11 protein-coding genes and 1 tRNA gene are annotated in these 12323 nt (G+C 41.7%); 6 read left to right on the top strand and 6 right to left on the bottom strand.

The window, feature by feature from the left end; genetic code table 11:
- Positions 1-129: 129 nt before the first annotated feature.
- The 4 genes from ACP7BU_RS08085 (at position 130) to ACP7BU_RS08070 (ending at position 4958) form a co-directional block, all read left to right on the top strand.
- Positions 130-1485, top strand: a complete 1356-nt coding sequence (locus ACP7BU_RS08085; protein ID WP_425879655.1) for an amino acid permease — start codon at positions 130-132, stop codon at positions 1483-1485.
- An 88-nt stretch (positions 1486-1573) separates the two neighbouring features.
- A tRNA-Arg gene (locus ACP7BU_RS08080) sits at positions 1574-1649 on the top strand.
- 337 nt (positions 1650-1986) lie between these two features.
- Positions 1987-3489 carry an outer membrane protein transport protein gene (locus ACP7BU_RS08075; RefSeq protein WP_184413590.1) on the top strand — a complete coding sequence of 501 codons (1503 nt, stop codon included), beginning with the start codon at positions 1987-1989 and terminating at the stop codon, positions 3487-3489.
- A 317-nt stretch (positions 3490-3806) separates the two neighbouring features.
- A complete protein-coding gene (locus ACP7BU_RS08070; protein WP_005247011.1) occupies positions 3807-4958 on the top strand; it encodes an OmpP1/FadL family transporter in 1152 nt (383 codons plus the stop codon).
- A gap of 60 nt (positions 4959-5018) precedes the next feature.
- Here ACP7BU_RS08070 and thrH read toward each other — a convergent pair whose 3' ends face one another.
- The gene (thrH, locus tag ACP7BU_RS08065) at positions 5019-5636 is read right to left on the bottom strand and encodes a bifunctional phosphoserine phosphatase/homoserine phosphotransferase ThrH (protein WP_004646225.1); all 618 of its coding nucleotides are present in this window, start codon (positions 5634-5636) and stop codon (positions 5019-5021) included.
- 204 nt (positions 5637-5840) lie between these two features.
- Between thrH and ACP7BU_RS08060 the strand changes: the two genes are divergently transcribed.
- Both ACP7BU_RS08060 and ACP7BU_RS08055 read left to right on the top strand, forming a co-directional pair.
- The gene (locus ACP7BU_RS08060; RefSeq protein WP_425879652.1) at positions 5841-6575 is read left to right on the top strand and encodes a phosphoadenylyl-sulfate reductase; all 735 of its coding nucleotides are present in this window, start codon (positions 5841-5843) and stop codon (positions 6573-6575) included.
- A 461-nt stretch (positions 6576-7036) separates the two neighbouring features.
- A complete protein-coding gene (locus ACP7BU_RS08055; protein ID WP_005104698.1) occupies positions 7037-8419 on the top strand; it encodes a WS/DGAT/MGAT family O-acyltransferase in 1383 nt (460 codons plus the stop codon).
- 208 nt (positions 8420-8627) lie between these two features.
- Here ACP7BU_RS08055 and ACP7BU_RS08050 read toward each other — a convergent pair whose 3' ends face one another.
- The 5 genes from ACP7BU_RS08050 to mreC form a co-directional block, all read right to left on the bottom strand.
- A complete protein-coding gene (locus ACP7BU_RS08050) occupies positions 8628-8801 on the bottom strand; it encodes a PA1571 family protein (RefSeq protein ID WP_004646222.1) in 174 nt (57 codons plus the stop codon).
- 132 nt (positions 8802-8933) lie between these two features.
- Positions 8934-10388 (bottom strand): ribonuclease G, encoded by a 1455-nt coding sequence (gene rng / locus ACP7BU_RS08045; RefSeq protein WP_004646221.1) that lies wholly within the window; start codon positions 10386-10388, stop codon positions 8934-8936.
- A gap of 38 nt (positions 10389-10426) precedes the next feature.
- Positions 10427-10993 carry a Maf-like protein gene (locus ACP7BU_RS08040; RefSeq protein ID WP_425879650.1) on the bottom strand — a complete coding sequence of 189 codons (567 nt, stop codon included), beginning with the start codon at positions 10991-10993 and terminating at the stop codon, positions 10427-10429.
- Positions 10981-11472, bottom strand: coding sequence for a rod shape-determining protein MreD (gene mreD, locus ACP7BU_RS08035; RefSeq protein ID WP_004279364.1), 492 nt, complete (start codon positions 11470-11472; stop codon positions 10981-10983). Before mreD ends, ACP7BU_RS08040 begins: the two co-directional genes overlap by 13 nt.
- A complete protein-coding gene (gene mreC, locus ACP7BU_RS08030) occupies positions 11459-12316 on the bottom strand; it encodes a rod shape-determining protein MreC (RefSeq protein WP_004279362.1) in 858 nt (285 codons plus the stop codon). Before mreC ends, mreD begins: the two co-directional genes overlap by 14 nt.
- Between the last annotated feature and the right edge of the window lie 7 nt (positions 12317-12323).

Here is a 12323-nt window from a genome sequence, read left to right as displayed (position 1 = left end):
TTCAGTTATTTATATGAATATTTTTTATCATTCCTTCAACAATATTTCATTCTTAGGATGGACTAGGCTTCTTTAGTCTGATCAATTACAATCAGCCACTTATCATTTTCCATTGTCGGGCTGAACACTTTGAATAACGAGTCTTCACAACTTCAGCGTGGCTTAAAGAACCGTCATATTCAGTTGATCGCCATGGGCGGTGCAATTGGCACAGGCTTATTCTTAGGTTCCGCACAGGTGATCCAATCTGCGGGTCCTTCTATTATTTTAGGCTATGCCATTGGGGGCCTGATTGCATTTTTAATCATGCGTCAATTGGGTGAGATGATTGTTCATGAACCTGTCGCAGGTTCATTCAGCCATTTTGCTTATAAATACTGGGGCAAATTCCCTGGTTTCCTTGCGGGTTGGAACTACTGGATTTTGTATATCCTGGTGGCCATGACCGAACTTACTGCGGTTGCGAAATATATTAACTACTGGTGGCCTCATATTCCAGCCTGGGCATCGGTATTGTTTTTCTTTATCGTGATTACACTGGTCAACCTCGGCAATGTGAAATTCTACGGTGAATCAGAATTCTGGCTTTCCATCATTAAAGTGACTGCGGTCATCTCGATGATTGTCTTTGGCCTGTATCTGATCCTGACTGCTGATCCTTCTTCAGGCGCATCTTTTAGCAATCTTTGGACCGCGGGTGGTTTCTTCCCGAATGGTTTTGAAGGTCTGTTCTACATGCTGGCATTCTTAATGTTTGCCTTCGGTGGTATCGAACTCATTGGTATGGCGGCTGCAGAAGCTGAAAATCCGGAAAAAACCATTCCGAAAGCCATTAATCAGGTGGTGTTCCGTATTCTGATTTTCTATGTTGGTGCCTTGACAATTCTGTTGTCACTCGTGCCTTGGAATCAGCTTGAGCTTGGTGGTCTGGACAAAAGTCCTTTTGTGATGATTTTCAGTCAATTGGGAATTAGCTGGGCAGCACACTTACTGAACTTTATTATCCTGACAGCAGCACTGTCTGTGTATAACAGTGGCATGTACGCCAACAGCCGTATGCTCTATGGTCTGGCTCAACAAGGAAATGCACCTAAAGTCTTCATGAAAGTGAATAAGCAAGGTACGCCGATTCCTGCCGTATTATTCTCTGCTGTACTGATTTTTGGCTGTGTACTACTTAATTACTTCGTGCCTGAAGATGCCTTAAGTCATCTGATTTACATCGTAGTCGGTGCATTGGTATTGAACTGGGCCATGATTACCCTGACCCATCTCAAGTTCATTCAAAGCATGAAAAAGCTAGGACAGAAGACTTCCTTTCCTGCGCTTTGGTCTCCGGCGGGTAATATTCTGGTTCTAGGTTTCATTCTTACGATTCTTTACATCATGTGGACGCAAGGATTCCAGGAATCTATTTTGATGATCCCGCTTTGGATCGTGGTCATGTTCGGTCTGTTTAAGTTACTTAAGCCTAAAAATACCTAGACAACTCCTGTAGCTATGAGTCCTTAAAAGTTATTGCTTCGGCAATAACTTTTTTTTGTATTTTTTACAGTACAATAGCCTTCTTTTCGCGCCCTTAGCTTAACTGGATAGAGCAGTTGCCTCCTAAGCGACCGACGTGGGTTCGAGTCCCGCAGGGCGCACCATCCTTTCAAAATGTGATCTATACTTCAAAAAATTAGCGTTAATCTTCATATTTTTAGAATATTTTTTATACAAAAAATCATTTTTTCCTCATTATTTTATTTCTATTACTTTCAAATACTTATTTCAAAATGAGGCTATTTTTTGGTGTAAAAACTCTATTTTGATGCTTTTTTAGACTAATTAGTTTTTTCTAGAGCATTTACTCTTATTTTAATTGTGCTATTTTTGTCACATGGAGTAACAAATGATTGCGGATAAATACCCGAAATCTCCAAGAATTTAATAAGTGCAAACAACAACGCTAGATATAAATTTGTACCTCAAGGAAAGACGTAAATGAAATTAAAAACATTAACTACTGCAATGATTCTTGCAACTGTACCAATGACGGGTGCTTTTGCAGCAGCTTTAGATCGTTCAGGCCAATCTATTGCAGCCTTCCTACAACCAGGTAATTACTTTGAAGCAGGTATTTCTGTCCTAGACCCAGATGTATCTGGTAAAGAAGCTGGAACAAGTGATACTCGCCGTAATATTAGTGATATGGCGGGTGATTATTATTTTCCAAGTGCTGCTTTAAAATTTCAGCCAACCAGCAAATTTTCAGTTGGTATTTTATATGACCAACCGTTTGGAGCAGATGCTACCTATACAGGTAATAACGTATTTGTTTCCGATTCTACGAATACAATTTTAGCTCCTGACGCGTTAGCAGGAATTCGTCAAAATACAATTAATACCAACTTTAATGCGTTGACTCCAGAGCAAAGAGTTGGAGCGGCTTTACAAGCGCAGGGTGTTGACTTAACCACTCCAATTGGTCAAGCACAGTATACTGGGACTTTAAATGCGTATAATACTGTTGATGCAGTAAGAGCACAAATTGATGCTGGTGTACTTGCAGGGGTAACTGCACGCGTAGATGCTGGTTTAGCTGATGTCAACGGCTTATTAGGAACTGGTAGTACAAGCGTAGAAGTAGATACTCAAAATTTATCATTTATTGCAGGTTTCCAACCAACTGAGAATTGGAATATTTACGGTGGCGCAGTTTACCAAACGATCAAAGGTAATGTTTCATTACGTGGTCAGGCTTACAGCTTATACAATGGTTACGATACGTCTATTCCAGAAGATAGTTCTGTAGGTTGGTTAGCCGGTCTTGCTTACCAAATTCCTGAAATTGCATTAAAAGCATCTATTACTTATCGTTCTGAAATTGACCATGATGTTAATATGAATGAAAGTATTCCAACCTTACCAGCTTTAGCTTTGCTCCCAAATGGGGCAGCAGCAGCAGCAGCTATTGCAGCAGCAAGTGGTGAGACAAAAATTACTACTCCACAGTCTGTAAACCTTGATTTCCAAACAGGTATTATGGCGAATACTGTAGCTTTTGCGAATGTTCGCTGGGTTGAATGGTCTAAATTCTCAATTCAACCTTATAAATTTGGTCTAATATCAGAAGCAGTTGGCCCTATTGTGGATCGCCCAGATGGCTTCAATCTTGTTGAATATGAAGATGACCAAATTTCAGCAACTGTAGGTGTGGGTCGTAAATTTAATGATCTATGGGCTGGTAACGTATCTGTAGGTTGGGACTCTGGTGCAGGTAACCCTGTATCTACACTTGGTCCAACTGAAGGTTATTGGAATGTAGGCTTAGGTCTTCAGTACAGTCCAACACCAGCTACTTTCATCGCGGGTGGTGTTAAATACTTCATGTTAGGTGATGCAAAAGCACAAACAGGCGCGCAAGCTGGTAGTTCTGAATACGTCGCTGAATTTGAAGACAATAAAGCATGGGCATATGGCTTAAAAATGGGTTACCGTTTCTAAGATATCCTTAATAAAAAAACCACCTTCGGGTGGTTTTTTTAACTTTTTTACTCTATTTTTATTCACTTGCATATCATTCGATTATTTTGCCATCAATTAAAATTAATAAAGTTTTATTTCTTTTACACTATTTTCAATAAATCAAATTTCCTATTTTTCATACACTTGAGTTAATAAAGTTAGTATAAAAACTCTAAGCAAGCTCTTTCCTTAACCGCCTTAGTTCATTTCTTCAACAGAGCTGAGTATTTACTCTTTTTAAAATTATGTTACTTTTCCTGCACATTTTTGTTACAGATGGCATCAGGGAACGTACCATGAAGCTCAATAAAATTTATTCTGCTATTTTACTTAGCACTTTACCTCTTTCTGCAGTTCAAGCAGCTGGCCTAGACCGTTCTGGTCAATCTATTTCTGCTTTTTTACAGCCGGGTAATTATGCTGAAGCAGGTATTACTGTGATTGATCCTAGCGTATCTGGAAAATCTATTCCTCAACTAGGTAATGAATCTATCAGCGACATGGCAGAAGACTACTACTTTCCATCTGCTGCTATTAAAGTTCAAGCAACTGATAAAATATCTTTAGGTCTGATTTATGATCAACCTTATGGTGCCGATTCAATTTATCCAACAAATAATGTAAGTTTTTCACAAGTAAATCCTCTTAGTACTCAACGAGAAAGCACTCAAGTAGAAGTAAAAACTAATAACCTTACAGCTTTAATCGGTTATCAACCAACTGAAAACTGGAATTTTTATGCTGGACCTGTTTGGCAAACTGTAGAAGCTAAAATTGCATTACGAGGTGCAGCTTATGGAAATTCGGGCTATGATATTAAACTTGATGAAGAAGAAGCTTGGGGCTGGCTTGCTGGTTTCGCTTATCAAATCCCTGAAATTGCTTTAAAAGCAGCTATTACTTATCGTTCAGAAATCGATCATGAGGCAAATTCAACAGAGAGCTTTGGATTTGGAACTATTGCATCGCCTCTTTCACCAGATGTTACAGCTACAACACCTCAATCTGTAAATTTAGATCTTCAAACAGGTATTGCAGCAAATACTTTAGCCTTTGCTAACGTACGCTGGGTAAATTGGAGCCAATTTGCAGTAACACCTAATTTATTAAAATTACGCTCAGGTAGTAATTTGATTGACTACTCAGATGATCAATGGTCTGCAAATGTTGGTGTTGGCCGTAAATTTAGCGACAAATGGTCTGGCTCTGCTTTAGTAAGTTATGACTCAGGTGCAGGTAATCCTGTAACAACACTAGGACCAACCGAAGGTTACTGGGGTGTAGGTTTAGGTGGACAATATAGCCCAGCCGAAAATTACTTTATTCAAGCAGGTGTTCGCTATATGTGGTTAGGTGACGCTGAGGCTAAAGCAGGCCCTAATGTTGTAGGAGAGTTCACCGATAACACTGCAATCGCATATGGCATGAAAATCGGTTACCGCTTCTGATTTTTTGATAGATTCAATAAAAAAGGCGCTTATAGCGCCTTTTTTATTTACTTAAATTCTTTAAGCTGGGATATCACGCACTGAAGCATTACGAATTGCTTCTTTTAACGCATCATAACCACGAATTGGCGGGAATTGCGGGAATTCAGCAATCACATTTTCAGGCGCATCAAATAGGAAACCATGATCTGCTTCACCTAGCATCGTGGTATCATTATAAGAATCTCCTGCTGCAATCACACGGAAGTTCAAGCCATGTAATGCTTTTACGGCTTGACGTTTTTGATCCGGCTGACGAAGTTTATAAGCAGAGATCATTCCTGCTTCATCTGTTTCCAGTTTATGACAGAAAATCGTCGGCCAATCCAGTTGCTTCATCAATGGATGTGCAAATTCATAGAAAGTATCTGAAAGAATAATTAATTGAAAATGCGTACTCACCCATTTCACAAATTCTTTTGCTCCTGGGAATGGACCCATTTCTGCAATCACTTCCTGAATATCGTTCAAGCCTAAACCGTGCTGTTTTAAAATATTCAGACGTTGGGTCATCAGTACATCATAGTCAGGAATGTCACGAGTCGTCGCTTCAAGCTCTTTAATACCGGTTTTTTTAGCAAAGTTAATCCAGATTTCTGGAACCAACACACCTTCTAAATCTAGACATACGACTTCCATGAACATTCCTCCTGAGTTGTATTGAAAAAATTTTGCACTATCATAGCTGAAGCAACAGATTTTGTACTGTACTTTTTTAAATCTATTTTTTTCATAAGTATTTATTTTTTAGTGATAAGTCAATTAAATCAATTCTATTAAAATAGATGTGAAATTAATTAATATAGGCCATGTCCTTTCCAAGCCTATATCGCCAGGACTCTCATGACCATCATTCCTACTATTGATCGTATTGATGCGCTTGCATCTGAATATGCAGATAAATCGCCCAATGAAATTTTGGCACTTACACTTAGCCAGCAGGGTGAAATTGCGATTTCATTTTCTGGTGCTGAAGATGTTGTATTGATTGATATGGCGTCGCATCTCGGTAAACCTTTCCGGGTATTCAGTCTGGATACTGGCCGTCTACATGCAGAAACCTATCAGTTTATTGAACGGGTGCGTAAGCATTATAATATCGAGATTGAAATCTGCTTCCCTGAAACGGATGCGGTACAAAATTTAGTGACCGCTAAAGGTTTATTCAGTTTCTTTGAAGATGGCCATCAGGAATGTTGCGGTATACGCAAGGTTCAACCGCTACGTAAAAAACTGGCCACGCTGGACGGCTGGATTACCGGTCAGCGCAAAGACCAAAGTCCGGGTACACGCAATGAAATTCCAGTGGTTCAGGCCGATCCAGGTTTTTCCGGTCCGGGAAAACAGTTGATCAAGTACAATCCTCTTGCCAACTGGTCCAGTGCGGATGTCTGGAGTTATATCCGTATGATGGAAGTCCCTTATAATGCCCTACATGAGAAAGGTTTTGTTTCTATCGGCTGTGAGCCCTGCACTCGCCCTGTGCTGCCAAATCAGCATGAACGCGAAGGTCGCTGGTGGTGGGAAGAAGCTACCCATAAAGAATGTGGCTTACATGCTGGCAATCTAAAAAAATAAAGTTAAGTTTTATCGTTCCTATTGATTAAAAGACTATTTTTGATAAAGATAGTCTTTTTAATTGATAATTTTACATTTAGTGACAAGATAGAAATTACCTTTTATCGGGATAATATTATTTTAATTAAAGAATTGATAAAATTTTAGCTCATTGATTTATTTGCATAAAATGTGAAATTGAACACAATGCTATTCTTCTAATAACACATAATTATTAAGTTACACTCCACTTCGCCTAGAAAATACTATTTTTAGAAATCTATTTTAAAACTAAAATTTTCACATTTCATAAACTTAGGAAGATATTTTGTTCTTGTCAATAGCCACTTTTTCACAGTTGAGGCAAGATAAAGCAGTTCATTTATATGCTAAAAAAGATATACTTTAAAAACTAAAGTAATAATTCTAACAAGGCCTTTTAGCAAAAAAGCCATAGAGAATGCAGTGAGGCAATCCACGCTATGCGTCCATTACATCCAATTGATTTTATTTTCTTAACTTTAGAGAAACGGCAGCAGCCTATGCATGTAGGTGGACTATTTTTATTCCAAATTCCCGACAATGCGTCAGCTTCCTTTATTCAGGATCTAGTCACGGATATCCAAAATTCGAAATGCTCTCCAATCCCACCTTTTAACAATTATTTAAACGGCCTGTTTTGGGATGAAGACCAGGAATTTGATTTAGATCATCATTTTCGTCATATTGCCCTGCCAAAACCGGGCCGTATCCGTGAATTGCTGACCTATATTTCACAAGAACATAGTGCCCTGATTGATCGTGCCAAACCTTTATGGACCTGTCATATCATTGAGGGCATTGAAGGTAATCGTTTTGCCATGTATTTCAAAATTCACCATGCTATGGTGGATGGAATCGCTGGCATGCGTCTGGTAGAAAAGTCGCTTTCACATGATCCAAATGCCAAGAGTATTGTACCGCCATGGTGTGTGGAAGGGCCACGTGCCAAACGCCTTAAAGCACCTAAAGTGAACAGGTTTAAAAATGTCCTGCAGACCATTAAGGGGCAACTGGAATGTGCGCCACGAGTTGCTTATGAACTGTCGCAAACCGTCATGAAAGATATGGGACGCAATCCGGATTATGTATCCAGCTTTCAGGCGCCAAGCAGTATTCTGAATCAACGCGTCAGTGCTTCACGTCGCTTTGCAGCCCAGTCTTTCGAATTTTCACGTTTACGTCATATTTCTAAGGCATTGGGCGTGACCATTAATGATATTGTCTTGGCCATTTGTTCAGGTGCATTACGTGAATATTTATTATCGCAAAATGCCTTACCGAAAAAACCGTTAATTGCTATGGTTCCAGCTTCTGTTCGCAGTGACGATTCAGATATATCCAACCGTATTACCATGATTCTGGCCAATCTGGGCACGCATAAAGAAGATCCGCTAGAACGTCTCAAGATCGTACGCCGCAGTGTGCTGAGTGCCAAAGAGCGCTTCAAACGCATGAATGCCAACCAGATTTTGAACTATAGTGCCTTTGTCTATGGTGCAGCAGGTCTGAATATTGCCTCCGGTTTAATGCCGACACGTCAGGCGTTTAACGTGATTATTTCCAATGTACCTGGACCACAAGAGCCCCTTTACTGGAATGGTGCCCGTCTTGAAGCACTTTATCCGGCTTCTATCGTACTGGATGGTCAGGCCTTGAATATCACCATGACCAGCTATCTAGACAAACTGGAAGTCGGCTTGACCGCATGTCGTAATGCCCTGCCGAAAATGCAGAACTTGCTGACACATCTGGAAGAAGAAATTCAACGTTTTGAACTTATTGTAGATGGCGAACCTGTCCCAAAGTTACGAGCGGTAAGCTAGCCGCGGATGAATAAATAAGATAGATGGACTGCCAAAGATGCTGATCATTTTTGCCAGTCTTTGAGCACAGAATAAAGGGACCGATCTGGTCCCTTTTCTTTATTTTTTGGAATCTTTTTAAATTATTTTAGAAATTTTGGATGACTTCTCTATTTAAACGTCTATCCAAATCATTTTTTGACAAGTTAAAAACAATGCACAAATATAATCAGCTTTTAATAGTACGGCACTGTTGTAATAATTGATGGCAGACGTTACGGATCATGCTCGCGGTAATCTGAACTTCATTACCGCGCTCATCAACGATATATCCCGCATGTACAGTCTTTGGTTCTAATACGTGTTTTAGGCCTTTATGGATTACTGCTTTACTCATACTCATCACACACTCCTTTTGCTAAGCCTGAAACTGGGAGAAACGGCTTTGGCTAATTCATGCATCTAGTATTGTAAATAAAGGCCCGGTTGTAAAATTTCAGATGTAACAAGTGTTTAACGATATTCTGTTACAATTTCAGCTGAGAATGATATCGTATTGCTCTTGCGTATACAGATTTTCCACTTGGAACTTAATCACACGATTAATGAAATGTTCTAGATCAGCGACTGCAGGCGCTTCTGCCGTCAATAATCGATCAATGACAGCAGGATGCGCGACGACAGTAAAGCCACTCTGTGACTCATAAGCACGGGCATAACGCAGAATTTCCCTAAATATTTCGTAACATACTGACTCGGCTGTTTTGACATAACCACGTCCCTGACAGGTCGGACAAGATTCACAGAGCAAATGTTCCAGCGACTCACGGGTGCGTTTCCGGGTCATTTCTACCAGGCCCAGTTCCGATACCTGAGTAATCTTGGTCTTGGCATGGTCACGTTCCAGCATGCGCTCAAACTGTTTCATTACTTCTTCACGATGCTGCGCTTCCTGCATATCAATGAAATCAATGATAATAATTCCGCCAAGATTACGCAGCCGTAACTGACGTGCGATGACATCGGTCGCTTCCATATTGGTTTTAAAAACCGTATCTTCCAGCGAACGACCACCAACATAAGAACCGGTATTGACATCAATTGTGGCCATGGCTTCAGTCTGGTCAATCATCAGATAACCGCCAGACTTCAATGCGACACGAGTTTGCAATGCCTTTTGCAGATCTTCTTCGACATTATACAAGTCGAAAATTGGCCGCTCGCCCGGATAATGCAGCAAACGGTCTTTCATGTTCGGGACAAATTCTTCGACAAATTCCTGCAACTTGGCATGAATTTCACGTGAATCCACGTAAATTTTAGCAGTTTCTTCATTGGCCAGATCACGAATCACCCGTTGCGGCAAAGGCAATTCTTCAAAGATCAAAGACGGTACTGCAATAATCTTCTGCTTGCGCTGGATATATTCCCAAAGCTTGGCCAGATAAGCCATATCCTGTGCGATGGCTTCTTCTTCAATCCCTTCTGCCGCAGTACGCACAATCACTGAACCCGGCAGCTTATGTTCTGCCTGAATCCGCTCAATGATGGAACGCAAGCGATTGCGCTCTTCCTCAGATTCAATCCGTTGTGATACACCTATATGATTGCCATATGGCATCAGCACCAAATAACGCGAAGGAATCGACAGATCGGTAGACAGGCGTGCGCCTTTGGTACCGAGCATATCTTTCATCACCTGAACCGTGAGGACTTGTCCCGGTTGAAGCAGCTCAAAAACATTCGGCGTCGGTTGATTGCGGGGCCAGACCATATCATTGATATGTAAAAACGCAGTACGAGAAAGTCCGATATCCACGAAAGCAGCCTGCATGCCGGGTAAGACCCGCACCACTTTTCCTTTATAGACATTCCCTACCAGGCCACGCTTGGCCGTACGCTCGACAAACAGTTCATTGACCGTGCCGTTTTCAATTAACGCGACCCGACATTCCATCGGCGTGACGTTAATCAACAACTCGTCAGACATAACTACACTCAAAACATTATAAGAATTCTTTTCAGCAGTTAATTTAGTGCCTTAACCGTCTGTAATAACTGTACTGTCTCATATAAAGGCAAGCCAACCACATTGGAATAACTGCCCTGTATTTTTGGAATATAACGTGCTGCAATTCCTTGAATTGCATAAGCCCCTGCTTTACCCAGTGGCTCACCTGTCGCCCAGTAACTTTCCATATCTGCAGCGCTCAGGATTTGAAATTCGACCTGTGTGCGTACCACTATACTGTATTTTTCATGCTTTGTACGAACACAGACACCGCTATATACATCATGCCACCGACCGGAGATTTTTGTCCACATTTCAATCGCATGTTGTTTGGATTCAGGCTTGCCCAAAATCTCCTGATCCACCCCTAGACTGGTATCCGCAGCGATGATGATGGCATCCGGATAACGCTCGGCCACGGCATCCGCTTTGGCTCTTGCCAGACGTTCAACATAGGCTGCGACCGACTCGCCTGCTTGTACTGATTCGTCAATTTCTGGGCTGTAAATATCGAAGCTCAGCCCGAGTTGCTGTAACAACTCGCGGCGCTGGGGTGAGCTCGAAGCGAGAATTATACGCGCCATTTTTTGAGCACATAATAAATAGCAGGCCAAACCAGAATACTGGTCAGCATCGGAATCCAGTGCCTTGCATAAGAAAATTGCACGCCAGCCACAATCTGGGAAAAAAAGATCATTAGCAGATGCGCGACAATCGCCAGCCCCATAATCACCCAGAGATTATTAAAGGTCAGAATACGGCGCTCACGGGTTAGAAAGCGGGCTAAAAAGGCAATAATGATAAAGCTCAGCGCATTCAGACCCAAAGGTGCATCCAGCAGCAGATCAATAAAAATACCGGTACCAAAGGCAAACCAGATCCCACACCAGGTCGGCTGGCACAGCACCCAGAAAAGCATGATCATCAGCATAAACAGCGGACGCCAGCCCGAGAGATTATAGGAAAGTGGATAGACCATTAAAATAGAAGCCACAATCACCGAAATGACAATAGCCATTAAAGGATCACGATGCTTTCTGGATTTCATCTTAGCGATTGACATGCGGTTGCTCCATCGCTAATGAATCGGAAAATAACACCACCACATGATGTCCACCAGCCAGTTGGGCTGCAGGCGTGACATCAATCTGGGCAAATTCACCGGAATTATGCCGTTGTACTTTAGACACCTGCCCCACCAGATAACCTGCCGGGAAATGTTGTCCCAAGCCCGAACTATAGACTTTTTCACCAACCTTGATATTGGCACTGGTCGGTACATATTCCATTTTTAAACGTCCCAGATCACCTGTGCCCGAAACAATGGCACGCATACCGGTATGTTCCAGGCGCACTGACAGTGAATGTTCTTTATCGGACAACAGCATGACCCGGCTACTATGCGGATAGACATTGATAATCTGTCCCATGATACCCTTGTCATCCAGTACCGTTTGCCCGACTTTCAGCTCGTTATTTGAACCCCGGTTGATCACGATAATATGCCGTAATGGATCGGCATCGGTACCAATCACTTCGGCAATTTCAATACGCCCATCAATGATCAGCGGCGTGTCCAATAGACCGCGCAAACGGGTATTTTCAGCAGAAAGTTCAGAGATTTTTTGTAAGCGTACCTGTGCCTGTAACAGCTCGGCCTGCATCGCGGTATTTTCCCGACGCAATTGAGCTTCAGACTTGGTTTGTTGATTCAACCACTCTCGCGACAATACCGGATAGCTGGCCACCGCATAAATAGGATTATAAGCAGCGTACAGGACATCCCTTGCAGGTTGAACAACATGCGGCATGCGCCAATCAAAGAAAAGCACCACCAAGCATGTTACCAATGCAATGATAAAAGAGCGAAAAGATGGCGGTTGTCGAGAAAACAGATGTGCTTGCACCCGCCGG

It is taken from the genome of Acinetobacter sp. 40AMC3-4 (assembly GCF_049898185.1).
Classification (GTDB): Bacteria; Pseudomonadota; Gammaproteobacteria; order Pseudomonadales; family Moraxellaceae; genus Acinetobacter.
The sequence above is the reverse complement of the archived record's forward strand: the minus strand, read 5'-3'. Positions and strand labels throughout refer to the sequence as shown.